We start from the raw sequence: 25,011 nt of genomic DNA, 5'->3' as shown, positions 1-25,011 counted from the left end.
TGGCGCGGCGCTTCTACGGTGATCCGCATGGGGCGGGACGAGCGTGCGCGCGATGTGTGGGAGGGCCTGGCCGGACGGGGGTACCTGCTGTCCCCGTGGCCGTGGCGGGCGGTGCTGTACCTGCTGACGGGCGCGGTGACCGGCGCCTTCGTGCTGGTGGGGCTGGCCCTGCTGGCGGTGGCGGGGAGCGTCCTCGCCGTCGTCCTGGTCGGGCTGCCGCTGCTCGGCTGCCTCGCCTTCGCGGGACTGCCCGTCGCCGCACTGGAGCGGCGCCGGCTGCGGCTCGTCGACCGGGAGGAGGCGCCCGGGGCGCACGCCGAGCCCGCCGTGCCGGGGCTGCGGGGGTGGCTGGCCGTACGCGCGCGGGAGCGGGCCACCTGGCGGGAGCTGGGGCACGCCCTGCTGACGGCCTGCCTGTGGTGGCCGGCCGAAGCGGTGCTGCTCGCCCTCGCGCTCGGCGGACCCCTGACGATGATCGCCGCGCCGGTGCTGTTCGGCACGGTCGGGGGTGGGCGCGAGACCAAGGTGCTCAAGGTGTGGACGGTCACCGGCTGGCCCGCCGCGTTCGCCGCCTGCCTGGGCGGCGTCGTGCTGCTGGCCGCCGGGCTCTACGTCGTCGGCGTCGCCGCGGGCGCGCGCGGGGCGCTGACCCGGCTGCTCGTCACCCCGCGCGCGGGTGACCTCGGCGCACGGGTCGTCGAACTCACCCGCTCCCGGGCCCGCTTGGTCGACGCCTTCGAGGCCGAGCGCCGGCGCATCGAACGCGACCTGCACGACGGCGCCCAGCAGCGGCTCGTCGCCCTCTCCATGGCCCTCGGACTCGCTCGCCTCGACGCACCGCCCGGCAGCCCTCTCGCCGCACAGCTCGCGCGGGCGCACGAGGAGGCGGGCGCGGCCCTCGCCGAACTGCGCGAGCTGATCCAGGGCATCCACCCCCGGGTCCTCGCCGACCACGGGCTGCCGGCGGCCGTCGCCGACGTCGCCGACCGCTCGCCCGTCCCCGTCGACACGCACTGCGCGCTCCCCGGGCGCCTTCCCGACGCCGTCGAGGCCACCGCGTACTTCGTCGTCCGGGAGGCGCTCGCCAACGTCGCCAAGCACAGTGGCGCCGGGCGGGCCTGGATACGGGTCGAACAGCGGGGCGGGCGGCTCGTGGTGGAGGTCGGCGACGACGGGCGCGGCGGGGCGGACAGTGCCGGCGGGACCGGGATCACCGGGCTCGCCGACCGGGTGTCGGTGGTCGGTGGGAGACTGGCGCTCACCAGCCCGGCGGGCGGGCCGACCGTGCTGCGGGCCGAGATGCCCTGCGCCGCCGGGCGTTGACGGGGGAGGGGACACGCCGGTGGGGCTGAGGGTCGTCCTGGCCGAGGACAGCGTCCTGCTGCGCGACGGGCTGGGCGCCCTGCTCGCGCGGTTCGGGCACGAGGTCGTCGCGGCCGTCGGGGACGCGGACGGACTGCTCGCGGCGGTGCGGGAACACGCGCCCGACGTCGTCGTCACCGACGTACGGATGCCGCCCGGCTTCCAGGACGAGGGGCTGCGCGCCGCCGTCCTGCTGCGCGCGGAGCGGGCCGGGCTGCCGGTGCTCGTGCTCAGCCAGTACGTCCAGCACGCCTACGCCGCCGACCTCCTCGACTCCGGGGACGGCATCGGCGTCGGCTACCTCCTCAAGGACCGCGTCGGACAGGTCGAGGAGTTCGTCGCCGCGCTCACCGAGGTCGCGGGTGGCGGGACGGTCGTCGATCCCGAAGTCGTCCGGCAGTTGCTGCGCCGCCGCCGGGATCCGCTCGCGCGCCTGACCGCGCGGGAGAAGGAGGTGCTGGCGCTGGTCGCCGAGGGGCGGTCCAACGCGGCGGTCGCCCGGGAGCTGGTGGTCTCCGAGGCGGCTGTGGGGAAGCACATCGGGTCCATCCTCGCGAAGCTGGATCTGCCGCCGGCGGAGGACGGGCATCGGAGGGTGCTGGCGGTGCTGGCGTTCTTGCGGGGATGAAGGGGTGAGGGGGTGCGCGGAAAAAAAGTTCGGGGGAATCCGCGGATCCGTGAACCGGACGGCGGGGTCGGAACGATGAAGGGGTACAGGCCGGAAACCGGGAGCGGAAAAGGGAGCAGAAGGGAAGAGGAGGAGCCGGTGAGGGAGACGCGGGAAGCGGTGAGGCCGGGATGAGAGCGAGAGCGGCAGCGGACCGCCGGATGGGGCGGCGGTCCGGTCGGGTCGGCGCCGTCGGCGGCAGTCTGAGCGTCGGCTACAGAGTCTTCGCGTAGCAGCGGCTCGAATCGAAGTCGCGGTAGTAGCCGAACTTCCGGCAGGGCTCGTAGCCGCTGGAGACGTAGAGGGCGATGGCCTCGGGCTGCTCGGTGCCGGTCTCCAGGACCATGCGGGTACGGCCGGCGGCGCGGGCGTCGTCCTCCAGGGTGGCGAGGATGCGGCGGGCGAGGCCGAGTCCGCGCATCTCGCGGATGACGAACATGCGCTTCAGCTCGGCGTCGCCGTCCGAGTACCCCTCGTCGTTCTGGTCCTGGCTGCGCCAGCCGCCGGTGGCGACGGGACGGTCGGAGTCGTCGTAGGCGATGAGGTAGAGGCCCCGGGGCGGCTGGAAGTCGGCGGGGTCCAGGTGGGTGGCGTCGCCGCCGTCGCCGTAGCGCTCGTGGTACTCGGCCTGGACCTCGTCGTTGAGCTTGACGGCGTCGGGGTGGTCGAAGGAGAGGCGACGTATGTTCATGCGGATCACTGTACTTCTATGCAGAAAGGGAGGTGGATGGTTATCCGGGCTTGGTCCAGTGTGCCGGTATCGTTCCCGCGGGCCGACGGTGACCAGGGTGAAGGTGTCACGGGGCCGCGACGCGAGAGGCGAGTGTTGTGTTCACCGTGACCACCGTGAACGTGAACGGGCTGCGGGCCGCCGCGAAGAAGGGCTTCGTGGAGTGGCTCGCGGAGACCTCCGCCGACGTGCTGTGCCTCCAGGAGGTGCGGGCCGAGGAGAAGCAGCTCCCGGAGGAGGTGCGGGCGCCGGAGGGGTGGTTCGTCGTGCACGCGCCGGCCGCCGCGAAGGGGCGGGCCGGGGTCTCCCTCTACACGCGGCGTGAGCCCGACGCGGTGCGGGTCGGGTTCGGGTCGGAGGAGTTCGACGGCAGCGGGCGGTACGTCGAGGCCGACCTTCCCGGTGTGACCGTCGTCTCCCTCTACCTGCCCTCCGGCGAGGTCGGGACGGAGCGGCAGGACGAGAAGGTCCGGTTCATGGACGAGTTCCTCGCACACCTCAAGGAGCTGCGGGTGCGGGCCGCCGCCGAGGGGCGTGAGGTCCTCGTCTGCGGCGACTGGAACATCGCCCACCAGCAGGCCGACCTCAAGAACTGGCGCGGCAACACCAAGAACTCCGGCTTCCTCCCGGAGGAGCGGGAGTGGCTGGGCGAGGTCTTCGGCGAGGGGAACGGGGGGTACGTCGACGTCATGCGGACCCTGCACCCCGACGTCGAGGGGCCGTACACCTGGTGGTCCTACCGGGGGCGCGCCTTCGACAACGACACGGGCTGGCGCATCGATTACCACGTCGCGACGCCGGGGCTCGCCGGCAAGGCGGTGAAGGGGTACGTCGAGCGGGCGGCGACGCACGCGGAGCGGTGGTCGGACCATGCGCCGGTGACGGTGGTGTACGAGCTGTGAGGGACGGCCGGGACGCCGTGAGGGGGTAACGCCGCCACCCCGGCCCTCACTCCGCCTCGCGCAGCCGGCGGTCCAGGGACAGGGACAGTTCCGCGTCGAAGATCGCCTTGGCCAGGGGGCGCAGGCGGGGGAGGTGTTCGGGGGGGAGGTGCTGGAGGAGGGTTGTGGTGAAGAGGTCGGCCAGGGCGTCCGTGTGGGCGCGGACCTCGTGGGCCGCCGCGAGGATGTCCGCGAGGGGGATGCCCTCGCGGACGAGGGTGGAGGAGACGTCCAGGAGGCGGCGGCTGATGTGGACGATCTCGTCGCCGTCGGTGCCGAGGTAGCCGAGGGAGAGGGCGGCGGCGAGGTTCTCCGGGGTGGTCTGGCCCTCGAAGCGGGCCGCGAGTTCCTCGGGGGTGAGGCGGACCGGTTCCTCCTCCGTGGGGGCGAGTCCCAGGACGTCGGTGATGTCGCGGCCGTGGTCGAGGGCCTCGGCGAGTTCGGCGATGCCGGTGAGGGTGTGGCCGCGTTCGAGGAGCGCCGCGATCGTGCGCAGGCGGGCGAGGTGGTGGTCGTCGTACCAGGCGATGCGGCCCTCGCGGCGGGGCGGCGCGAGGAGCTTGCGTTCGCGGTAGAAACGCAGGGTCCGCACGGTGATGCCGGCCAGGGACGCCAGCTCCTCCATGCGGTATTCACGCTTCGCCGAGTTCTCGTCCTGCCTGTCCGCCACGCCCAGACCCTATGTCGTACCGTCGGTAACTTTCCTCCGTACGACCCCTACCCATCGGTATGGAGCTGCTCTACAGTCCGACTGTGCCAGTGATTACTGGCGCGGTCGCGCGAAGGAGGGCGTCCCCATGGCCGGACGCGAGCATGTGCGGGTGGCGGTCGTCGGGTCCGGGTTCGGCGGGCTCGGGGCCGCGGTGCGGTTGCGGCGGGAGGGGATCACGGACTTCGTGGTCCTGGAGCGGGCGGACAGTGTGGGCGGCACCTGGCGGGACAACACCTATCCGGGATGCGCCTGCGACGTTCCGTCGCACCTGTACTCCTTCTCCTTCGCGCCCAACGCCGAGTGGCCGCGCACCTTTTCGGGCCAGGGCCACATCCGCGCCTACCTGGAGAAGGTCGCGGACGTCTTCGGAATCCGGCCGCACCTGCGGTTCGGCTCCGAGGTCAAGCGGATGGCGTGGAACACGGAGCGCCTGTGCTGGGACATCGAGACCGCGTCCGGTGAACTCTCCGCCGACATGGTCGTCTCGGCGACCGGCCCGCTCTCCGACCCGAAGATGCCGGACGTCCCCGGACTGGAGACGTTCCCGGGCGAGGTCTTCCACTCCGCGCGCTGGAACCACGGCTACGACCTGCGCGGCAAGCGCGTCGCGGTGATCGGCACGGGCGCGTCGGCGATCCAGATCGTCCCGGCGATCCAACCCCTGGTCTCCGAACTGACGTTGTTCCAGCGGACCCCGGCCTGGGTCATGCCGCGCGTCGACCGCGCGATCACCGGCGCCGAACGTGCCCTGCACCGCACCCTCCCCTTCACGACGAAGGCGCGACGCGGACTCCTGTGGGGCATGAGGGAGTTGCAGGTCCAGGCGTTCACCAAACACCCCAACGAACTAGGTTTCGTCGAGCAGTTGGCCAAGCGGAACATCGCCAGGGCCGTCAAGGACCCGGAACTACGCGCCAAGTTGACGCCCGACTACCGCATCGGCTGCAAGCGCATCCTGCTGTCCAGCGCCTACTACCCGGCGCTCGCGCAGCCCAACGTGGACGTCGTCGCGAGCGGCCTCGCCGAGATCCGCGGCAACACGCTGGTCGCCGCCGACGGCAGTACGGCGGAGGTCGACGCGATCGTCTTCAGCACCGGCTTCCACGTCACCGACATGCCGATCGCCGACCGCGTCGTGGGTGCCGACGGCCTTACGCTCGGGGAGAGTTGGGGACACGGCGGCATGGAGGCGCTGCGCGGCGCGTCGGTCGCCGGGTTCCCGAACTGGATGACGGTCATCGGACCCAACACCGGCCTCGGCAACTCCTCGATGATCCTGATGATCGAGTCGCAGCTCAACTACATGGCCGACTATCTGCGCCAACTCGACGTCCTGGGCGGGGAGGTGGCGCTCGACGCCCGCCCCAGCGCCGTGCACCGCTGGAACCGGCGCGTGCAGGACCGCATGGAGCGGACCGTCTGGAACACCGGCGGCTGCGTGAGCTGGTACCTGGACGCGCAGGGCCGCAACACGACCGTGTGGCCGGGCACGACGAGCGAGTTCCGCCGCGCGACCCGCCGCGTCGACCTGGCCGAGTACGAGGTGCTCAGGCGGCCCAAGAAGCCGAAGGAACCCAACTCGGCCAAGGACGGCGGCAGTTACGACGCCGTAGAGGTGACCGCATGAAGACCATCACGGCCACCTCGCAGGACGGCTCACCCCTGCACGTCGAGATCCACGGCCCCGACATCGCGCCCGCCGTCGTCCTCGTGCACGGCTGGACCTGCTCAACAGCCTTCTGGCAAGCGCAAATCGACGACCTCTCCCGCGACCACCGCGTCATCGCCTACGACCTGCGCGGCCACGGCAGCACCCCCGCGAGCCCGGCGGTCAGTACGACAGCCCTGGCCGACGACCTCGAAGCGGTGTTGCTCGCCACCCTCGCGCCCGGCGAGAAGACGGTGGTCGCCGGTCACTCGATGGGCGGCATGACGGTGATGGCCGCCGCGACACGACCGGCGTTCAGGGAGTACGTCGCCGCAAGTCTCCTGTGCAGTACGGGGAGTTCGCGGCTGGTCGCCGAGTCGACGGTCGTCCCCCTCAAGGCCGGGCGCGCGCGGACCTGGCTCACCGGGAAGCTCATCGGGTCGAAGGCGCCGCTCGGCCCGGTCACCCCCGCCGGCAAGAAGGTCCTCAAGTACGCGACGATGGGACCCGGTTCGGACCCCGAGGCGGTCGAGAAGTGCGCGCGGATCGTGCACGCGTGCCCCCGGAAGGTGCGGTACGCCTGGGCGCGGGTCCTCGAATCACTCGAACTCGACGACCAAGTCGGCCAGTTGGCCATCCCCACCGCCATCGTCACCGGCACCGCCGACCGCCTCACCCCACCCGTCCACGCCCGGGCCCTCGCCGCCGCGCTCCCCAACTGCCTCGGCCTCACCGAGCTGTACGGCATCGGCCACATGACCCCCGTCGAGGCGCCGGACCTCGTGAGCGCGCGGATACGCGAACTGACCACCGCCTACAGCCAGTTGAAGGAGGGCGCATGAGCAAGGTGAGCCTCGACGGACAGGTCGCCGTCATCACCGGGGCCGCGCGCGGCGTCGGTGAGCTGCTCGCGCGCAAGCTCTCCGCGCGCGGCGCGACCGTCGCACTCGTCGGCCTCGAACCCGAGGCACTCAAGGAGGTCTCCGAACGACTGCACGGCGAGAGCGGCCACTGGTACGCCGACGTCACCGACCAGGACGCCATGAACCGGGTCGCCGAAGAGGTGAAGGAACGGTTCGGGAAGGTCGACATCGTCGTCGCGAACGCCGGGGTCGCCGCCGGGGGCACCTTCCTGGACTCCGACCCCGACGCGTGGCGGCGCGTCATCGAGGTCAACCTCATCGGCTCCGCCGTCACCGCCCGCGCCTTCCTGCCGGTCCTCATCGAGAGCCGCGGCTACCTCCTCCAGATCGCCTCCCTCGCCGCGCTCACCCCGGCGCCGATGATGAGCGCGTACTGCGCCTCCAAGTCGGGCGTCGAGGCGTACGCGCACAGCCTGCGCGCCGAGGTCGGCTACCGGGGGGTCCGCGTCGGCGTCGGCTACCTCTCCTGGACCGACACCGACATGGTGCGCGGCGCCGACCAGGACGACGTCATGCGCGAGCTGCGCCAGCGCCTGCCGTGGCCCGCCAGTAAGACGTACCCCCTTGGCCCCGCCGTCGAGCGCATAGCCGACGGGATAGAGCGCCGGTCCAGCCACGTCTACGGGCAGTGGTGGCTGCGCGGTATGCAGGGTGTACGCGGGTACCTCCCCGGAGTGATCGGCTCGGTCGGCGCGCGCGAGATGCGCCGCGTCGCACCTCGACTGTCCGGGATGAGTACGGGGCTGGTCGGGGCGGGCGGGACCGCCGACGAGACGGCCAGAGCGGGGGCGCGGAAGGGGTGAACGCCGGGGGAGGCCCTCAGAGGTAGCCCAGCGGTACCTGGGAGGTAGCCCGGAGGTAGCTCAGAGGTATGAGGAAGGGCGGTCCCCCGGAGGTCTTACGGGGGGCACGTACGCTGCGGACCATGCAGCGCACCGACACCGACGAAGCCTTCGTCCGCAGTCTCCTCCGCGACCAGCAGCCCGACCTCGCCGACCTCCCGATCCGTCCCGTCGCGTCCGGCTGGGACAACCAACTCTGGCGGGTCGGCGAGGACTTGGCGGTACGGCTGCCGATGACGGACCGCGCCCCCACGCTCCTCGCCCAGGAGTTCCGCTGGCTCCCGGAGCTGGCCGAGCGGCTGCCGCTGCCCGTGCCGACGCCCCGCCGGTTGAGCGAGCCGAGTGAGCTGTTCCCCCGGCCGTGGGCGGTCGTGGACTGGGTACCGGGACAGCCCGCCGACGGCGTCGAGATGACCGACGGACCGCGCTCGGCGGAAGCCCTCGCTGGTTTCCTCCGCGCCCTGCACCAGCCGGCGCCCCAGGACGCCCCCACGAACCCCAGCCGCTGCGGTGAACTCGCCCCGCTCAAGGACGGGTTCGAGGCGGGGCTCGAAAGGCTGGCGGACATCGTCGACGTCCCCCGGATCCGCGAGGTGTGGAACAGGGCTGTCACCGCGCCGAGTTGGGACGGCCCGCCGGTCTGGGTGCACGTGGACCTCCACCCCGCCAACGCCGTTGTCACGGACGGCGTCCTCGCCGGGATCATCGACTTCGGCGACATGGGCGCCGGCGACCCGGCCGCCGACATCGCCGCCGCGTGGAAGCTGCTCCCCGAGGGCGCGGCGGACCCCTTCCTGCGCGCCTACGGCGTCACCGACGAGGCGCTCGTCCACCGCGCCCAGGGCTGGGCCGTCCTCTCGGCGTTCGGCCTGCTCAGCGTCGGCCAGGCATGGGAGAAGGGCCTGCCGGGCGGCCAGCCGACGTGGGGGAGGGCGGGCCGCCGGACCCTGGAGCGGGTGCTGGCGCACGGGGCGTAGGGGTACCCCGGTACTACGGGGGGACCGGCGTCACCCTTCCCGGGGCGGCAGCTTCGGTCGGGACCGGTCCGGTACCCCCCGATGATCCGGCGGACTCGCCACCGTCCCCCGCTCCAGCAGCTCCAGCGCCAGCCCCACCGCGTCGTCCAACTGCGCGTGCCGTCCCTCGGCCCAGTCCAGCGGCGTGCGCAGGGCCTCCATGTCGGGATCGACGCCCCGGTTCTCCACCGACCACCCGTACGCGTCGAACCAGGCCGCGTTCATCGGCACGGTGATGACCGTGCCGTCCCCCAGCTCGTGCCGCCCGGTCATCCCCACCACACCGCCCCACGTCCGCTGCCCCACCACCGGCCCGATCCCGAGGAGCTTGAACGCGGCGGTGATCATGTCGCCGTCGGAGGAGGTCGCCTCGTCGGCGAGGGCAACCACCGGTCCCCGAGGGGCATTCGACGCGTACGACACCGGCTGGGCGTTGCGCGTGAGGTCCCACCCGAGGATCGTGCGGGACAGTTTCTCGACGACCAACTCGCTGATGTGGCCACCCGCGTTGCCCCGGACGTCGACGATGAGCGCCGGCCGCGACACCTCCATCCGCAGGTCCCGGTTGAACTGCGCCCACCCCGACCCGCCCATGTCCGGGATGTGCAGGTACCCGCACCGCCCCCCGCTCAACTCCCGTACGACGTCACGTCGTTTGGCCACCCAGTCCTGGTAGCGCAGGGGCCGCTCGTCGACCAACGGCACGACAGCGACCCGGCGGGGAGGCCGCTCGCCCTCCACGAACGTCAGCTCCACCGTCGTACCGCCCGCCCCCGCGAGCAGCGGAAAGGGCCCGGTCACCGGGTCGACCACCCGTCCGTCCACGTGCGTCAGCACCGCCCCCTCCCGAATTCCCGTACCGGCGAGGGGAGAACGCGCCCTGGAGTCGGACGAGTCGCCGGGGAGGATGCGGGACAGCACCCAACTGCTGTCTCTGCGTACGAAGTTGGCGCCCAGGAGGCCCTGGAGCCGCTGATAGTGCGGTGGTCCCTCGTTGCGGCGCGCGGAGGCGACGTACGCGTGGGAGGTCCCCAGCTCGCCGAGGACCTCGCGCAGGAGGTCCGCGAACTCGTCGGGGGAGGCGACCCGTTGGACCAGGGGACGGTACTGGTCCAGCACCGAGTTCCAGTCGATACCGCACATGCCGGGGTCCCAGAAGTAGGAGCGGATCAGCCGGCCGGCCTCCTCGTACGACTGCTGCCACTCCGCGCCGGGGTCGACCTCGTGGAGGATGCGGCGGAGGTCGATCCAGACGGTCGTGTCGCTGTCGCCGGGCTCCGCCGAGGGGACGGCCCGTAGCTCGCCCTCGTCGACGACGACCAGGCGGGTACCGTCGCCGCTGAGCACGAACCAGTCGAGGTGTCCGACGAGTTCGGACTTCTTGGCCTTGGTGATGGTGAAGTGTTCGAGGGTCGGGCGCTCGCTGGTGTCGTCCGGGTTCGCGAAGGTCTCGCCCAGCGCGCCGGAGATCGGCCACCGCAGCCACACCACCCCGCCCCCGGCGACCGGGTACAGCGCGGAGTACTTCGAGGCGGGTACGGGGAACGGCGTGACCCTGCTCTCCAGCCCCTCCACCTCGACGGTCACCGCGCCGCCGGCCCCGGTCTCCACGGGGTCGAGTCCGCCCGCCGCCGGGCGCCCGTCGGGGCTCAGCGCGAACGGGGAGGGGGTCGCCGAGGAGAGGGGGACCAGGTAGGGGCGGCAGCCCAGCGGGAAGGAGAGGTCGCCGGTGTGGACGTCGTAGACCGGGTCGAAGCCGCGCCAGGACAGGAACGCGAGGTAGCGGCCGTCGCGGGTGAAGACCGGATTCTCGTCGGCGAAGCGGCCGTTGGTGACGTCCACGATCAGCCGGTCCTTCATCCGGGCCAGCTTGATCTGCCGCAGCGAGCGCCCGATCCCGGGGTGCGACCAGGCGAGCCAGGCCCCGTCCGGGGAGAACGCGAGATCCCGCACGGGACCGTTCACGGACCGGATCAGCTCGACAAGACCCCCACCTCCACCCTCAGAGCTACCCCCGCTACCCCCGGAGTCGTCCCCGGCTACCACCTCGGAGGTATCCAGCAGCAGCACCCGCCCGTCGTGCGAAGCGATCGCCAGCCGCTTCCCCTCCGGGTCGGACACCAGCTCCAGCACCCGCCCCACCTCCCCGGACGCGAGCCTGCGAGGGGGACGTTCCCCACTGGCTCTGGGGAGGTACGCGATCTCGACCGCGTCCTCCCCCTCCGCATCGGTGACGTACGCGATCCGGCCCCCGGAACCCAGCATCTCCGGGAGTCGTACCCGTACCCCTGGGGTATCGGCGATCGTCCGCGCGGGCCCGTCCCGGTGGGTCAGCCAGTAGAGACTGCCGCGCACCACCACGGCGCTGGCCCGCCCGGTCTCGTCCACCGAGACGCCGTCCACGTGCTGCGCGGCGGGGATCTGATGCGGCCGTCGCCCCGCGCGAGGACCTTCGAGCCGTACGTCGAGGCGGCGTGGCCGCGAGCCGGCGTCCAGATCCTCGACGAGCCACAGGTCACCCGCGCACTGGTAGACCACCCGGGTGCCGTCGGTCGAGGCGTTGCGGGCGTAGAACGCGTCGTGGTCGGTGTGCCGGCGCAGGTCGGAGCCGTCGTACGCGCAGGAGTAGAGGTTGCCGACGCCCTCGTGGTCGGAGAGGAACGCGATGCGCCCGGCGACGAAGAGGGGGGTGGAGAGGTGGCCCTCCACCTCGGGGAGGAGACGGCGGCCATGGAGCCAGAGGCGGCCCGTCGCGCCGCCCCGGTACCGCTTCCAGGCGGCCGGCTCGTGCGGCGGCGTACCGGTGAGCAGGAGGGTCTTCCGTTCCCCGTCGAGGTCGGCGACCTGGAGGTCGCTCACCGGCCCCCAGGGGAGGGGGCCGCCGGGGTCACCACTGAGAGGTACGTCGTAGGCCCACGTGAAGTACGAGAAGGGCTGGCTGTGGGAGGTGACGGCGAGGATGCGGCCCTCGGGGGTCCAGCCGCAGACGCGGGTGTCGGCGCTGCCCCAGTAGGTGAGCTGCCTGGTCCTTCCGCCGTACACGGGTACTACGTGGATCTCGGGGACGAGGCTGCGCCAGGTCGTGCAGGCGATGACCGAGCCGTCCGGGGAGAAGCGGGGGTGGCCGGTCTTCGTACGGTCGACGGTCAGGCGCCAGGCGCGGCCGGGCCCGTCGAGGGGGGCCAGCCAGAGGTCGTCCTCGGCAACGAAGCACAGCAGGTCACCGCTGAGATGCGGAAGGCGCAGGTAGCTCACGGTTTCTATGCTTTTCCGGCGCCGGGGAGCCAGCAACTCAGGCGCCGGGGAGCAAGCGATTCAGGCGATCACTTACACGTTTCACACACACGTGACTCAGGACACGTACGAAACCGTTTCGTTTCGCTTGCTGCTCAGGGTATCTTCATGGACGTAGGAAGAAACGCGGAGAGCATGGAGGGGCGTCATGGCTGAGGTCGCAACGGCGCGTCGCAGTCGGATCACTCCCGAACGCGAGGCGGAGCTGTACGACGCCGTCCTCGACCTGCTCCGCGAGGTCGGCTACGACGCTCTCACCATGGACGCCATCGCCGCCCGCACCCGCTCCAGCAAGGCCACGCTCTACCGCCAGTGGGGCGGCAAGGCCGAACTCGTCGTCAAGGCCATCCGGTACAGCAAGCCGGCCCCTCCGGACGACATCGACACCGGCACCCTGCGGGGCGACCTGCACGCGGTGATCATGCTGGAGGACGACTGCGTCCACGAGCGGAACTCGGCGCTGATGCGCGGCATCGCCATGGCGATGCACAACAACGAGGACCTGCGCGCGGCGTTCAAGGCGCAGTTGGTCGACCCCGAACTCTCCGATTTCAAAAAGGTGATCCAGCGGGCCGTCGACCGGGGCGAGGTCCAAGCCGACTGCCCCGCACTGGAGTTCATGGTGCACATGATGGTCGGCGGATTCGCCACCCGGATGCTGCTCGACGACCAGCCGCCCACCCAGGCATTCCTCATCTCGTACCTGGACGCCGTGGTGCTCCCCGCACTCGGCATCGATCCCAGAGTCTGAGCTGAATCCCAACTCCAGGTTCCCGCCTCGGAGTTGACCTTCCCCGCAGTACGCCCACACCCCAACTGACGTCACCGCTCACGTCGTCGGGCCGATCGACGCTGCCCTCGCGCATCCCACCGCGCGCTCCCCGCCCCGCGGTCGATCACCCCTGCCCATGAAAACCCCACGACTGACCGGGAGTACGCCTCCGTGGCCACGTTCCTCTACAAGCTGGGCCGGCTCGCCTTCCGGCGACGGCATTTCGTCGCCCTGCTCTGGATAGCCCTGCTGACGCTCGCGGGCGTCGGCGCCGCCAGTGCCCCCGCTGCGGGCACGACCTCCTTCTCGATCCCCGGCACCGAGGCCCAGAGGGCCTTCGACCTGCTGGAACAGCGCTTCCCCGGGATGAGCGCCGACGGCGCCACCGCCCGCGTCGTCTTCAAGGCGCCCGCCGGACAGACGATGAACGACGCCGCGAACAAGGCGACCGTCGAGAAGACCGTCGCCGAGCTGAAGTCCGGCTCCGAGGTCGTCTCCGTCGCCGACCCGTACACCGGCAAGGCCGTCAGCAAGGACGGTACGGTCGCCTACGCGTCGGTCAAGTACAAGGTCTCCGGCATGGAGTTGAAGGACTCCTCGCGCGACGCCCTCGAAGAGGCCGGCGACCACGCCAAGAGCGCGGGCCTGACCGTCGAGATCGGCGGCGACGCCCTCCAGGCCACCCCGCACACCGGCGCCGGCGAGATCATCGGCATCGGCATCGCGGCCGTCGTCCTCGTCATCACCTTCGGCTCGCTGATCGCCGCCGGGCTCCCGCTGCTCACCGCGATCATCGGCGTCGGCATCGGCGTCGCCTCGATCACCGCCCTGGCCAGCACACTTGACCTCGGCTCGACGACGTCCACCCTCGCGCTGATGATCGGTCTCGCGGTCGGCATCGACTACGCGCTGTTCATCGTCTCCCGCTACCGCGCCGAACTCGCCGAGGGACGCGACCGCGAGGAGGCCGCCGGACGCGCGACCGGTACCGCGGGGTCGGCGGTCGTCTTCGCCGGACTCACCGTCGTCATCGCGCTCGCGGGCCTCGCCGTCGTCAACATCCCGATGCTGACGAAGATGGGCATCGCCGCCGCCGGTACGGTCGCCATCGCCGTACTCATCGCGCTGACCATGATCCCCGCGCTCCTCGGGTACGCCGGGAAGCGGATTCTGCCGGCCGGGGCGAAGAGCAGGATGCTCGGCGGCAACAAGCCGGAGAAAGCCGGCAAGCCCAACATGGGTACGCGGTGGGCGCAGTTCGTCGTCCGGCGGCCGATTGCCGTACTGGTGCTGGGAGTTGTCGGCCTCGGAGCCGTCGCCGTACCGGCCGCCTCGCTCGAACTCGGGCTGCCCGACGACGGATCGCAGCCGACGTCCACCACGCAGCGCCGCGCCTACGACACGCTCTCCGACGGGTTCGGGCCCGGGTTCAACGGGCCGCTGATGATCGTCGTCGACGCCAAGGGGAGCAAGGACGCCGACGCCGCGTTCCGCCAAGTCGGCGACGAGATCAAGAAGTTGAAGGACGTCACGACCGTCACGCCGGCCGCGCCCAACAAGGCGGGCGACACCGCGACGATCACCGTCATCCCGGGCTCCAAGCCGTCGTCCGTGAAGACCGAGGACCTCGTCCACGCGATCCGCGACAAGGGCACGGAGATCAAGGCCGACACCGACGCGACCGTGCTGGTGACCGGGGTGACGGCGATGAACATCGACGTCTCGCAGAAGCTGAACGACGCGCTGATCCCGTACCTGGTGCTCGTCGTCGGACTCGCGTTCCTCCTCCTGATCGTCGTCTTCCGCTCGATCCTCGTGCCGCTCAAGGCCGCCCTCGGCTTCCTCCTGTCCGTCATGGCGGCGCTCGGCGCGGTCGTCGCCGTCTTCCAATGGGGTTGGCTGGCAGGGCTGTTGGGCGTCGAGGAGACCGGGCCCGTCATGTCGATGATGCCGATCTTCATGGTCGGCGTGGTCTTCGGACTCGCCATGGACTACGAGGTCTTCCTCGTGACCCGGATGCGCGAGGCGTACGTCCACGGCGAGGCGCCCTCGCAAGCGGTAGTAACCGGTTTCAAGCACGGGGCCCGTGTCGTCTCCGCCGCCGCCGTCATCATGATGGCCGTCTTCGCCGGGTTCATCGGGTCCTCCGAGTCCATGATCAAGATGATCGGGTTCGGGCTCGCGATCGCCGTCTTCTTCGACGCGTTCGTCGTCCGCATGGCGATCGTGCCGGCCGTCCTCGCGCTGCTCGGCAAGCGGGCCTGGTGGCTGCCGAAGTGGCTCGACCGCGCCCTTCCCAACGTCGACGTCGAGGGCGAGGGGCTGCGCACCGACGCCGACCGGCAAGGCGACAAGGAGCTCGTCCGCGCCTGATCCCTGAGCCGCCGGTGAGGGTCCGTGGGGACGGGGAGCCCTCACCGGCACCAACTTCGCCCGCGTCGCTGCGATCATCTGTCCATGCGGTTACAGATGATCACGGTCGGCGCGGGCGAAGTCGTACTCAACGACCGGCGTACGGCGCGGAGTTGGACGGTCAAGGTGGATTCCTACGCGTTGTCGGCGTGTCCGGTGACCCAGGCGGACTACGCGGAGGTGACCGGCGAGGCGCTCACCGACCCCGGCCTCCCGGTGGTGGACGTCTCCTGGGTCGACGCCGTCCGGTACTGCAACACCCTTTCCCTGGCGGAGGGTTCACGCCCGGCCTACCGCTTCCGCGAGGACGGCGACATCGAACTCCTCGCGGCCTCCACCGGCTACCGCCTTCCCACCGAGGCGGAGTGGGAGTTCGCGTGCCGGGCCGGTACGTCGGGTCCTCGCTACGGCTTGCTGGACGATATCGCCTGGCATCGCGCCAACTCCGGTGAGCGGATACGGGAAGTGGGCACCCGGGCGCCCAACTCCTGGGGTTTCCATGACCTGTTGGGGAACGTCTGGGAGTGGTGCTGGGATCTGTACGACCCCGAGGTCTACGGGACGTACCGCGTCCTGCGGGGCGGGGGGTGGTTCGACGAACACTGGAGCTGCCGGGCGTCCGTGCGGCGGCGGAGCCATCCGACGTACGCGGTGGACGACGTGGGGTTCCGGGTCGCCCGGTCGGTCTGAGTACGAGCGCTCATGCGTACGAGGCCGAATGCGGCGAAGATCGGCAGCGACACGAACACCGGTCCGACCCGCAGGAGTTGCCGTGCGCCCGGAGACCTACGCGAGGCTCTACGGGCCCTGGCGTCCGTCCCACCCCAAGCCGGAGTACTCCGCCACGGCCCTGATGGCGTCCGTGGTGTGGATGCCCACCTTGATCTCGATGACCTGGATGGCGTTCGTGATGGGCCTGGGGGTGCTCCTGGGAGTGGCGGACGGATTTGCGTCCGTGGCGTACCTCGTCGGTGGTGCCGCAGCTCTGGCGGGCCTTGCCCTCACCCCGCCGCTTCGTCGACTCGCCCTCCCCGCACGGCTGTTGGTGCTGGGGCTGTTCGCTCTTCCGGTGCCGGTCGGGGTGGCGATGTGGACGGCGGCGATGATCGGCTGAGGCTTCTGCGGCCTCACAGGTCCACCTCCGCCCACACCGTCTTGCCCGGCGACGGGCCCTCCCGCCAACCCCACCTGGTCGCGAGCGAGTCGACGAGCGGGAGGCCCCGGCCCGAGTCCTCGGTTCCGGCCGTGCGTCGCCGCGTTCGTCGCCAGTTCCGCGACGATCTGGTCCGCCGGGGTCAACGGGGTTCCCCGGCGGCGGAGTTGCTCCGCCGTGAGCTGCCGCGTCCTGTTGGCGCCCCTCGGGGTGGGGGAGAGGAGCGTGGTGAACGTGAGGGCCGGGGTGTCTGTTTGCCGGTTCATGGCACTCACGGTGACGTCTGCTCCTACCTTGAACCATGGCATTCGGTGATCAGTCCGTGACCGTCCGGATTTTGTCTCGTGCTGTCTCGGCTGTCCGCGATGTTGCTTGGGTAATCGTGCGCGTTGGAGGTAGGCATGAGCGAGAACATCTATGAGGACGTGGACGACACCGGCTGGGATGTCGAGCCCGGCGACGAGATCGAACCGGTGATCCAGGCGATCGGGGCGCTGCTGAAGTTCTGGCGCGAGAAGGCGGGGTTGAGCGTCGTCGAGTTCGCCGTGCGGATGAAGTTCGGCGAGGACATGATCCGCAAGATGGAGAACGGACGGCGGATTCCCCGCCCGGAGTTCCTGGAGAAGGCGGATCGCGAGCTGCGGGCCGAGGGCTGTCTCCGGAACTTCATGGAGACGGTGAGGAAGGCCCGGTACCCCAAGACGCAGGGGGGACTGAAGGAGAAGGAGGGGCGGGCGGTCGAGTTCCTGCTCTACAGCAACCACAACATCCACGGGTTGTTGCAGACGCCGGAGTACTCGCGGGCGGCGTTCGAGATGAGGCAACCCCCGCTCACCGAGGACGTTTTGGAGCGAGAGCTTGCTGAACGCATGGCCCGGCAGGCGGTCTTGGGGAAGGAGATCGCACCTACGTTCAGCTTCATTCAGGAACAGGTGACCCTCGAACGCCCAATCGGAGGAAAGGAGGTGCTCCGCCGACAACTTGAGCACGTACTGGAGGTGTCGGAGATGCGGCATGTGACGTTCCAGATCATGCCGACCGACCGTGAGGAGCACGCGGGCATGGCTGGCCGCATCCAGGTGCTGAAGTTCGCTGATGGAACAGCTGTCGGGCGCTCGGACGGAGCCTTCAACGGACGTCCGGTCTCAAACCCCCGTGAACTCCGTATCCTTGAGCTGCGCTATGGGATGATCCGGTCGCAGGCTCTCTCACCGAGGGAGACGCAGACCCACATCAAGCAACTGCTGGGGAGACTATGAGCACCGCCGAACTCCACTGGTTCAAGAGCAGCTACAGCGACTCCAACGAGCCCGGCGACTGCGTCGAGATCGCCACCACCCCCGCCACCATCCACATCCGCGACTCCAAGACCCCCGACACCGCCTGCCTCACCGTCACCCCCACCACCTGGGCCGACTTCCTTACGTACGCCGCGAACTGACTTCCCGCGTCGGCCGGCCTGTAGATCCTTTCGAACTCCGCGATCAACTCGTCGAGTCCGCCCCGCGCGGCCTGCCGTCGTGTGGTGGCGTCCCGACGCGCCCCCGTCTCAATCCCTTCGCCCGGCCCTAGCACCTGCCGCTAACGTGCCATTCATGACGACGACAGACGCGCATCCCCTGTTCGCCCAGGCCCTCCAAGAGATGGGGCTCGACGAGGTGTTGGGGCAAGTGCGGACGTATCCGGAGGGGGCGCGGACGGCTGCCGAGGCGGCGGACGCCGTGGGGTGCGAACTGGGGCAGATCTGCAAGTCGTTGATCTTCGCTGCCGATGGAGTACCGGTGCTGGTGCTCATGGACGGGGCGTCCAGGGTCGATGTCGCCGCGGTGAGCGAGGTGTTGGGCGTCAAGAAGGTCACGCGGGCCGATGCCAAGGTCGTGCGGGACGTCACCGGGTACGCCATCGGAGGGGTGCCGCCGTTCGGACACCGCACCCGTACCCGGGTGTTGGCGGATCGCGGGCTGCTCGCGCACGACGAGGTGTGGGCCGCCGCCGGGAATCCGCATGCCGTATTCCCCATGCCGCCGAAGGAGTTGGTGCGGCACGCGCAGGCAACGCTTGTCGACGTAAGGGAGTTGACGCCGTGACGCCTGCCGTCACGGGGGCTGTGCTGCTCGCCGCAGTGACGCATGCCTGCTGGAACGCGCTCGCGCACAAGATCCCCGACAAGCTCGTGGGGCTCGCGCTGATCTCCGGTGGGGGAGCGGTACTCGGGCTGCTCGCGGCGCCGTTCGTGGGGTTTCCGGACGGGGGTGCCTGGCCGTATCTCATCGCCTCTGCCGTCATCCACATCGCCTACTTCGCGCTGCTCATGCGGTCGTTCAGGATCGGCGACTTCGGGCAGGCGTACCCCATCGCGCGGGGCAGCGCGCCGCTGATCGTGACGTTGCTGGCCGCGCTGTTCGCGCACGAGGTGCCGGACGGGTGGGGGGCCGCCGGAATCGCCTTGTCCTGTGCGGGACTTGGCGGGGTCGCTCTGTGGGGGCTGCGGGGCAGGCGGCCCAACTGGGCTGCTATTTGGGCCGCGTTGGGGACCGGGTTCACCATCGCCGTGTACACCGTCGTCGACGGCCTCGGTGTCCGCGCCTCCGGCTCCTCGCTCGGGTACATCGCCTGGCTGATGGGCGTACAGGGGCTCGTGCTGCCCGTGTACGCCTGGTCGCGCTGGCGCGGCGAGACCCTCGCCCGGCTCAAGCCGTACGCGGGAGTCGGCGCGATCGGCGCCGTACTCTCCTGCACCGCCTACGGGTTGGTGCTGTGGGCCCAGACGCGGGCAGAGCTCGCGCCGATCGCCGCGCTGCGGGAGTCGTCGATCATCGTGGGGGCGGCGATCGGGGCGGTGTTCTTCAAGGAGCGGTTCGGGGCGCCGAGGATCGTGGCGGCTGGAGTGCTCGTCGTGGGGATCGGGCTGATGCTGCACGGCAGTTGATGCCGCCCGGCGGCAGCTCACCCGATCGGCAACGCGTCCTGGTAGCCGTTCGAGGGGCGGTCGATCTTCCGCAACGTCCGCCCGTCCAGGGCGACTTCGGCCGTCGGCGTGCCAAGTGCGCCCGCCGCGTGCCACGTTCCCGTCACCGACACCCACGTGTCCGCCTTGGGCGGCTCGACCCCGTACACCTTCACCTTCACCGACTGCGCGTCCGCCGCACAGCAACTCAGGAGCAGCCGGGTGAGGTACCAGTGGTCCGGCGACGAGGTCGGGGTGACGAACCCCGTCATGGTGACCGGGCGCCCCGCGATCACCCTCGTGCGGTCCTGCTGGACCCGCGACGTGAAGTCCCCCAGCGTGATCGGCAGCGGCGAGGTCGCGGGCAGCGGGTCGAAGCCGTCGTCCGGCGCCACGGCGACCGCCTTGACCGGCTCCCGGGACGCTGTGTACGACCCCAGCTCCGGCGGCGCGTACACCAGCAGGCTCAGCGCCGGGAGGAACAACAGCCAGGCCACCGGCGGGACATGGGCGCCGTGCGAGTCCCGGTGACGGTACGCCGACCACGCCTCCGCGAGCCCGAGCAGCAGCAGGACGACGCCGGAGAGGATCAGCAGCGGGCGCATCCCCTCCTTCACGTACCGCATGAACACCTCGGTGAACAGGGCGACTTGGAGGAGCCCCGCACCGGTCAGCGCCAACAGGGCTGCCTGGAGTACGCGTTTCATAGCAAGGTCTCTCCGATCAGGGCCGCGCACAGCACCGCCACCACCGTCGTCGCCGCCGAGAAGCGCCAGGCGAACGCGCGGCCGAACGTGCCGGCCTGGAGCGCGATGAGCTTCAGGTCGACCATCGGGCCGACGACCATGAACGTGAGGCGCGCGGTGGGGGAGAAGCCGGTCAGGGAGGCCGCGACGAAGGCGTCCGCCTCCGAGCAGACGGCGATGACGATGGCCAGGACCGCGAGGAACAGCACAGACAGCCAAGGGGAGCCCGCGAACGTGTCGACCCACGTGCGCGGGACGGCGACGTTGAAGGTGGCCGCCGCCATCGCGCCGATCACCAGGAACCCGCCCGCATGCAGGAAGTCGTGCTGGAAGCCTTCCCTGAACTCCGCCCAGCGGCTGCGCCCTTGCTCGTGACCGGTGTGCCGTACGGCCGGCTTCAGCCACTCCGCGCGGCCGAACCGCAGCCACAGCCAGCCCATCACCGAGGCCGCCGCGAGCGAGGCGACCAGACGGGCGACGACCATCATGGGGGCGCCGGGGAACGCGACTGCCGTCGCCGTCAGGACGATCGGGTTCACCGCCGGGGCCGAGAGCAGGAACGCGAACGCCGCCGCCGGAGCAACTCCCCTGCCGATCAGGCTGTTTGCCACCGGGACCGAGGCGCACTCACAGCCCGGGAGCACAACTCCCGCCATTCCGGCGACCGGTACGGCCAGCGCCGGACGCTTGGGGAGGGCCTTGCGGAACACCGACGCCGGGACGAACGCGTTGATCGCGCCCGACAGAGCCGTACCCAGCAGCAGGAACGGCAGCGCCTGCACGGTGACCGAGAGGGCTACCGTGCGCCACGCCTCCATCGCCGGGGAGTCGCCCCAGCGGCCGAGGACCACGAGGAGGGTGCCGGGGACGAGCGCAGCCGCGATCAGGAGGAGAGGTCCGTGGCGCGGCCACGAAGGCGGTTCGGTCGCAGGCAGTTCGTCGACTGCGCGTTCCTCTGTCGTCGTCGGCCCCACGCCCGCCCCTGCCGGTCCTCACATGTCCTCCACATGTTCCGACCAACATACCGGGACCGGCCCAGGGTTCTCACTCACCCCGCGAGCGACTCACGTACCGCTCTTACCAGCGCCTGCGGCCTCGGGTCGGCGGTCACCGTCCGGCGGAAACCGTTGGTGACGTACCCGAACGCGATGCCCGACTCCGGGTCCGCGAACGCCAGCGGGCCACCCCGGCCGGGGTGGCCGAAGGACGTGGGGGCGAGGAACGGGGACGCCGGGCTGTGCAGCATGTACCCCAGTGCGAAACGGGAGTTGACGACCAGGACGCGGTCCGGGCCGGACGACTCCTGCGCGCGGGCCAGTTCGACCGTCTCCGGGGTGAACAGGCGTGGTACGCCGTCCAGTTCACCGGTCAGTGAGGCGTAGATCCGGGCCAGGCCGTCCGCCGTCGCGAACCCCGTCGAACCGGGCAACTGCGCCGCGCGGTACGCCTGTTCGTTCTCGTCGGTGTCCACGATCGCGCCGAACGCCCGCCGGGTGAGGGAGCCGGGGTCCGCGTACGCCTCGGTGATCGCCGGCTTCGGGCGCGACTTCAGCGTGCCCGCCGCCTCCGTCGTCGTCTCCACCATCGCCGTACGGCCCACCCGCCACGCCTGCTCCGGCGGGAGGCCCAGCCAGAAGTCCGCGCGCGCCCGCCCCGCGATCTCCGTCGCGATGAACTCGGCGATCGGGCGGCCCGTGACGCGGCGGACCAGCTCGGCGATCGTCCAGCTGAACGTGTGCGGGTGGTAGCCGTGGGCGGTGCCCGGCGTCCACGCGGGGGTCTGCGCCGCCACCGCCGCCGCGCCGAGGTCCTGGTCCGCCGCCTGGGCCGCCGTGAGGGGGTGGTCCAGCGCGGGTACGCCCGCCTGGTGCGAGAGGAGGTGGCGGACCAGGGTGTGGTCCTTGCCCGCCGCCTTGTACTCCGGCCAGTACGTGCCCACCGGGGCGTCCAGGTCCAGGGCGCCGCGCTGGTGGAGCAGGAGGACGGCCGCCGCCGCCACGCCCTTCGTCGCCGAGCGGACGATCTGAGCCGTGCCCTCCCCCCAGGGGGTTACGCCGTCCACGTCCTGGGTGCCGTACCAGAGGTGTACGACTCTACGACCGTGGTGGTACACCGCTACCGACGCGCCCTTGTCGTCCAGCGTCTCGAAGTTCCGCGCGAACGCGGCCCTCACGGGTTCGTAGCCCTCGGCAACTGTGCCGTTCACCACTGTGCCGTTCACCGCGGTCCTCTCGGGTTGGCCTTTGACGCCTGGTGCAACGTCTGGGGCCAGCCTGCGATTCCTTGGTTGTGCAAGCGGTTACTTCGTGTTGCCGTGGGGTGTCAGCCCAGGAGAATCGTTACGTCGATGTTCCCGCGCGTCGCGTTCGAGTACGGGCAGACCTGGTGCGCGGCGTCCACCAGCTGCGCCGCGATCTCCGCGTCCAGGATGGGGAGGGAGACGCTGAGGGCGACCGCGAGGCCGTAGCCCTTGGTCCTGTTCGGGCCGATGCCGACCTTCGCGGCGACCGTGGAACCCGTCAGGTCGTAGCCCGCCCTGTTCCCCACGAGGATCAGCGCGTTGTGGAAACACGAGCTGTACCCCGCCGCGAACAGCTGCTCCGGGTTCGTGCCGTTGCCGTCGCCGCCCAGCTCCGGGGGCATCGCCACCCTCAGCTCTATCTGGCCGTCCTGGCTGGTCACGTACCCGTCCCGACCGCCGTGCGCCGTCGCCTCCGCGACGTACATGATCTTCGTCGGGCGCGTGTCTACGGCAGTGGCGCCTTCTGTCATGGCGGGACCTCCCCCGGGTTGGCCAGTTACCTTGTGCACAAGGTACTGGCCGGTAGGTAGGTGGGGTGGGGCGGGGGTGGTAACCGGAGGTAACGCCAGGTGGGAGGTGTGGAGGTGGTGGGGAGGGGTGGTGCCGTCCACCGGGTGTATGGCTGCCGTGGCGACTGGGCGTGCGGACGCGGCCGTTGTCGCCGGGCCCGCCATGGGGTACGAGGACGTCGCCACCATGCCGGTCATCGTGACGGAGGCCGGTGGGCGGATCAGTGATCTGCGGGGTGCGGATGTTCTGGCGGGGGACATGTCCGTGCTGGTGTCCAACGGGGCTCTGCACGATGCGTTGTTGGAGGTGGTGGGGGAGGGGGCGCACAGCCGGGATCTGGGGGAGCTGCTCGGCGGGGGGTGAGCGGCGTTCGCCAAGCCGCGTTCGCCGAGCCGGGTTCGGGAAGCCGCGTTCGCGCCGAGCCGGGTTCGCGCCGAGCCGGGTTCGCGCTAAGCCCCGTCCGCACTGAGCGTTCGCGCCGGGCCGCCTTCGCGCTGAACTGCGTTCACCCTGAACCGCGTTCCCCAACTTGCCCTCCCCGTACGCCCCTTCACCTCGCCCTTTCCGCCGCCCCCTCCGCCCTCTGCGTCAGCCCCCACAACTCCGCCCGCAGATGCTCCACTTCCGCCCCGTCCAACCCCGTCGCCGACAGCAGCGCACCCGGTACCTTCGCCGCCCTGCCCCGCAGCTCCTCGCCCCGGCCCGTGCAGGACACCAGCACCGACCGCTCGTCCCGCGTCGACCGTTCGCGGTGGATCAGGCCGGCCCCTTCCATGCGCTTGAGGAGGGGCGACATGGTGCCGTAGTCCAGATGGAGGGTGGACGACAGGTGCTTGACCGTGATCTCGCCCTGCTCCCAGAGGGTGAGGAGGACGAGGTACTGGGTGTACGTGAGCCCCAGCTCCTCCAGGAGGGGCCGGTACGCGGCCGTCACGGCGCGCTGGGCGGCGTACAGGGCGAAACAGAGCTGGTCGTCGAGCCGCAGCGAACCCTGGGGTGCCGGGGCGCTCTCGGCATCCCGGGCCCCCTCACCGCTCCCGGCCTCTTGAACCACCGCCGCCCCCTCGCCCCCGGCCCAGCTCTCCTCGTTCGTCACGCCCCCATTGTCGCGGAGCGCGGATCGAAGCCGAACGGCAGCTCCAGTCGATGCGCTCGCATCAGGTCGGCGTTCGAGAGGACCTCCGGTGTGCGGCCGTCCGCCGCGATCACTCCCTCGCTGAGGATCAGGGAGCGGGGGCACAGCTCAAGCGCGTAGGGGAGGTCGTGCGTGACCATCAGTACCGTCACGTCCAACGACCGCAGGATGTCTGCGAGTTCGCGCCGCGACGCCGGGTCCAGGTTCGAGGACGGCTCGTCCAGGACCAGGATCTCCGGGGACATGGCCAGGACCGTCGCCACCGCGACCCTGCGGCGCTGGCCGAACGACAGGTGGTGCGGCGGGCGTTCCTTGAAGGCCGCCATGCCGACCTGCTCCAGCGCCTCGTCCACCACCTTCTCCAGCTCCGCGCCCTTGAGACCCGACGCCGCGGGGCCGAACGCGACGTCCTCGCGCACCGTCGGCATGAAGAGCTGGTCGTCGGGGTCCTGGAAGACGATGCCGACCTTCCGGCGGATCTCGGCCATGTGCCGTTTCCCGACGGGGAGTCCGGCGACCGTCACCGTCCCCGCACCCCCGGTGAGGATGCCGTTCAGATGCAGGACGAGGGTCGTCTTGCCCGCCCCGTTCGGGCCCAGCAGCGCGACCCGTTCGCCCCGCGCGATGCTGAAGTCGACGCCGAACAGGGCCTGATGGCCGTCCGGGTAGGCGAACGCGAGGCCGGAGACTTCGAGAGATGCGGTCACAGGACTCCTCCGAGGCCGTTCCGGTCTTCAGGACGATTCGGCGTTCGCCATGGCTGCGTCACGCTCGACCTCCAAGCGGTAGACGATTTCGGAGTTGAGGGACCTGCGGGCGGACTTGGCCTGCGCGACCAGCCACCCGTGCAGGTCGGCGGGCAGGCGAAGGGTGATGCGCTTCTCTTCATCCATGACTCC

General features: G+C 70.7%; 26 protein-coding genes. 16 read left to right on the top strand and 10 right to left on the bottom strand.

Translation table 11 applies throughout. The features are described 5' to 3' along the window. The first annotated feature begins 27 nt into the window (after positions 1 to 27). Together ACQCO7_RS17770 and ACQCO7_RS17765 are read left to right on the top strand one after the other, a co-directional pair. Positions 28 to 1,323, top strand: a complete 1,296-nt coding sequence (locus tag ACQCO7_RS17770) for a sensor histidine kinase (protein ID WP_464072771.1) — start codon at positions 28 to 30, stop codon at positions 1,321 to 1,323. Positions 1,324 to 1,342: 19 nt separating this feature from the next. Next, on the top strand, positions 1,343 to 1,990 hold the full coding sequence (locus ACQCO7_RS17765) for a response regulator transcription factor (protein WP_464072770.1): 648 nt from the start codon (positions 1,343 to 1,345) through the stop codon (positions 1,988 to 1,990). 253 nt (positions 1,991 to 2,243) lie between these two features. Here the strand turns inward: ACQCO7_RS17765 and ACQCO7_RS17760 are convergent, their stop codons facing one another. Further along, entirely contained in the window at positions 2,244 to 2,720 is a 477-nt protein-coding gene (locus ACQCO7_RS17760) for a GNAT family N-acetyltransferase (RefSeq protein WP_464072769.1), read from the bottom strand. A gap of 137 nt (positions 2,721 to 2,857) precedes the next feature. Here ACQCO7_RS17760 and ACQCO7_RS17755 point away from each other — a divergent pair, with 137 nt between their 5' ends. Further along, positions 2,858 to 3,661: an exodeoxyribonuclease III gene (locus tag ACQCO7_RS17755; protein WP_464072768.1), complete on the top strand. Its 804-nt coding sequence runs from the start codon at positions 2,858 to 2,860 to the stop codon at positions 3,659 to 3,661. Positions 3,662 to 3,707: 46 nt separating this feature from the next. Here the strand turns inward: ACQCO7_RS17755 and ACQCO7_RS17750 are convergent, their stop codons facing one another. Further along, the gene (locus ACQCO7_RS17750; RefSeq protein WP_464077226.1) at positions 3,708 to 4,325 is read right to left on the bottom strand and encodes a MerR family transcriptional regulator; all 618 of its coding nucleotides are present in this window, start codon (positions 4,323 to 4,325) and stop codon (positions 3,708 to 3,710) included. 172 nt (positions 4,326 to 4,497) lie between these two features. Here ACQCO7_RS17750 and ACQCO7_RS17745 point away from each other — a divergent pair, with 172 nt between their 5' ends. The 4 genes from ACQCO7_RS17745 (at position 4,498) to ACQCO7_RS17730 (ending at position 8,802) form a co-directional block, all read left to right on the top strand. Then, the gene (locus tag ACQCO7_RS17745) at positions 4,498 to 6,039 is read left to right on the top strand and encodes a flavin-containing monooxygenase (RefSeq protein WP_464072767.1); all 1,542 of its coding nucleotides are present in this window, start codon (positions 4,498 to 4,500) and stop codon (positions 6,037 to 6,039) included. Beyond that, positions 6,036 to 6,902 carry an alpha/beta fold hydrolase gene (locus ACQCO7_RS17740; RefSeq protein WP_464072766.1) on the top strand — a complete coding sequence of 289 codons (867 nt, stop codon included), beginning with the start codon at positions 6,036 to 6,038 and terminating at the stop codon, positions 6,900 to 6,902. The genes ACQCO7_RS17745 and ACQCO7_RS17740 overlap by 4 nt, the downstream gene beginning before the upstream one ends. Next, entirely contained in the window at positions 6,899 to 7,786 is an 888-nt protein-coding gene (locus ACQCO7_RS17735; RefSeq protein ID WP_464072765.1) for an SDR family oxidoreductase, read from the top strand. The genes ACQCO7_RS17740 and ACQCO7_RS17735 overlap by 4 nt, the downstream gene beginning before the upstream one ends. 122 nt (positions 7,787 to 7,908) lie before the next feature. Next, on the top strand, positions 7,909 to 8,802 hold the full coding sequence (locus ACQCO7_RS17730) for an aminoglycoside phosphotransferase family protein (protein WP_464072764.1): 894 nt from the start codon (positions 7,909 to 7,911) through the stop codon (positions 8,800 to 8,802). A gap of 30 nt (positions 8,803 to 8,832) precedes the next feature. On the opposite strand, the gene ACQCO7_RS17725 is transcribed toward ACQCO7_RS17730, so the two are convergent. After that, positions 8,833 to 12,096 (bottom strand): S41 family peptidase, encoded by a 3,264-nt coding sequence (locus tag ACQCO7_RS17725; RefSeq protein ID WP_464072763.1) that lies wholly within the window; start codon positions 12,094 to 12,096, stop codon positions 8,833 to 8,835. A gap of 187 nt (positions 12,097 to 12,283) precedes the next feature. Between ACQCO7_RS17725 and ACQCO7_RS17720 the strand changes: the two genes are divergently transcribed. From ACQCO7_RS17720 to ACQCO7_RS17685, 8 genes are all read left to right on the top strand, one after another. Next, positions 12,284 to 12,886, top strand: coding sequence for a TetR/AcrR family transcriptional regulator (locus ACQCO7_RS17720; RefSeq protein ID WP_464072762.1), 603 nt, complete (start codon positions 12,284 to 12,286; stop codon positions 12,884 to 12,886). Between the two features lie 192 nt (positions 12,887 to 13,078). After that, on the top strand, positions 13,079 to 15,280 hold the full coding sequence (locus ACQCO7_RS17715; protein ID WP_464072761.1) for an MMPL family transporter: 2,202 nt from the start codon (positions 13,079 to 13,081) through the stop codon (positions 15,278 to 15,280). Between the two features lie 84 nt (positions 15,281 to 15,364). Beyond that, positions 15,365 to 16,009: a formylglycine-generating enzyme family protein gene (locus ACQCO7_RS17710; protein ID WP_464072760.1), complete on the top strand. Its 645-nt coding sequence runs from the start codon at positions 15,365 to 15,367 to the stop codon at positions 16,007 to 16,009. Positions 16,010 to 16,091: 82 nt separating this feature from the next. Then, positions 16,092 to 16,433, top strand: a complete 342-nt coding sequence (locus tag ACQCO7_RS17705) for a hypothetical protein (protein ID WP_464072759.1) — start codon at positions 16,092 to 16,094, stop codon at positions 16,431 to 16,433. Between the two features lie 440 nt (positions 16,434 to 16,873). Continuing rightward, positions 16,874 to 17,731 carry a helix-turn-helix domain-containing protein gene (locus ACQCO7_RS17700; protein ID WP_464072758.1) on the top strand — a complete coding sequence of 286 codons (858 nt, stop codon included), beginning with the start codon at positions 16,874 to 16,876 and terminating at the stop codon, positions 17,729 to 17,731. After that, a complete protein-coding gene (locus ACQCO7_RS17695) occupies positions 17,728 to 17,913 on the top strand; it encodes a DUF397 domain-containing protein (protein WP_464072757.1) in 186 nt (61 codons plus the stop codon). Before ACQCO7_RS17700 ends, ACQCO7_RS17695 begins: the two co-directional genes overlap by 4 nt. A 154-nt stretch (positions 17,914 to 18,067) precedes the next feature. After that, entirely contained in the window at positions 18,068 to 18,559 is a 492-nt protein-coding gene (locus ACQCO7_RS17690) for a YbaK/EbsC family protein (RefSeq protein WP_464072756.1), read from the top strand. Then, positions 18,556 to 19,401 carry an EamA family transporter gene (locus tag ACQCO7_RS17685; RefSeq protein WP_464072755.1) on the top strand — a complete coding sequence of 282 codons (846 nt, stop codon included), beginning with the start codon at positions 18,556 to 18,558 and terminating at the stop codon, positions 19,399 to 19,401. The genes ACQCO7_RS17690 and ACQCO7_RS17685 overlap by 4 nt, the downstream gene beginning before the upstream one ends. Positions 19,402 to 19,418: 17 nt before the next feature. On the opposite strand, the gene ACQCO7_RS17680 is transcribed toward ACQCO7_RS17685, so the two are convergent. The 4 genes from ACQCO7_RS17680 to ACQCO7_RS17665 all read right to left on the bottom strand — a co-directional run bounded on the left by ACQCO7_RS17680 (position 19,419) and on the right by ACQCO7_RS17665 (position 22,937). After that, positions 19,419 to 20,126, bottom strand: a complete 708-nt coding sequence (locus ACQCO7_RS17680; RefSeq protein WP_464072754.1) for a TIGR03943 family putative permease subunit — start codon at positions 20,124 to 20,126, stop codon at positions 19,419 to 19,421. After that, positions 20,123 to 21,139, bottom strand: coding sequence for a permease (locus tag ACQCO7_RS17675; RefSeq protein ID WP_464072753.1), 1,017 nt, complete (start codon positions 21,137 to 21,139; stop codon positions 20,123 to 20,125). The genes ACQCO7_RS17680 and ACQCO7_RS17675 overlap by 4 nt, the downstream gene beginning before the upstream one ends. 74 nt (positions 21,140 to 21,213) lie before the next feature. Beyond that, the gene (locus tag ACQCO7_RS17670) at positions 21,214 to 22,386 is read right to left on the bottom strand and encodes a serine hydrolase domain-containing protein (protein ID WP_464072752.1); all 1,173 of its coding nucleotides are present in this window, start codon (positions 22,384 to 22,386) and stop codon (positions 21,214 to 21,216) included. 101 nt (positions 22,387 to 22,487) lie between these two features. Continuing rightward, complete coding sequence (locus ACQCO7_RS17665) at positions 22,488 to 22,937, bottom strand: organic hydroperoxide resistance protein (protein WP_464072751.1); 450 nt, start codon at positions 22,935 to 22,937, stop codon at positions 22,488 to 22,490. A 157-nt stretch (positions 22,938 to 23,094) separates the two neighbouring features. On the opposite strand from ACQCO7_RS17665, the gene ACQCO7_RS17660 reads away from it, so the two are divergent. After that, positions 23,095 to 23,340, top strand: coding sequence for a hypothetical protein (locus ACQCO7_RS17660; protein WP_464072750.1), 246 nt, complete (start codon positions 23,095 to 23,097; stop codon positions 23,338 to 23,340). Between the two features lie 187 nt (positions 23,341 to 23,527). Here the strand turns inward: ACQCO7_RS17660 and ACQCO7_RS17655 are convergent, their stop codons facing one another. From ACQCO7_RS17655 to ACQCO7_RS17645, 3 genes are all read right to left on the bottom strand, one after another. Further along, the gene (locus tag ACQCO7_RS17655) at positions 23,528 to 23,962 is read right to left on the bottom strand and encodes a MarR family winged helix-turn-helix transcriptional regulator (RefSeq protein WP_464077225.1); all 435 of its coding nucleotides are present in this window, start codon (positions 23,960 to 23,962) and stop codon (positions 23,528 to 23,530) included. 107 nt (positions 23,963 to 24,069) lie between these two features. Continuing rightward, the gene (locus tag ACQCO7_RS17650; RefSeq protein ID WP_464072749.1) at positions 24,070 to 24,819 is read right to left on the bottom strand and encodes an energy-coupling factor ABC transporter ATP-binding protein; all 750 of its coding nucleotides are present in this window, start codon (positions 24,817 to 24,819) and stop codon (positions 24,070 to 24,072) included. A gap of 27 nt (positions 24,820 to 24,846) precedes the next feature. Continuing rightward, positions 24,847 to 25,005 (bottom strand): Arc family DNA-binding protein, encoded by a 159-nt coding sequence (locus ACQCO7_RS17645; protein ID WP_464072748.1) that lies wholly within the window; start codon positions 25,003 to 25,005, stop codon positions 24,847 to 24,849. Positions 25,006 to 25,011 lie beyond the last annotated feature (6 nt).

It is taken from the genome of Streptomyces saintjeani, from assembly GCF_055409605.1.
Note: the sequence above shows the minus strand (reverse complement) of the source record. Positions and strands in the feature narration are given on the sequence as shown.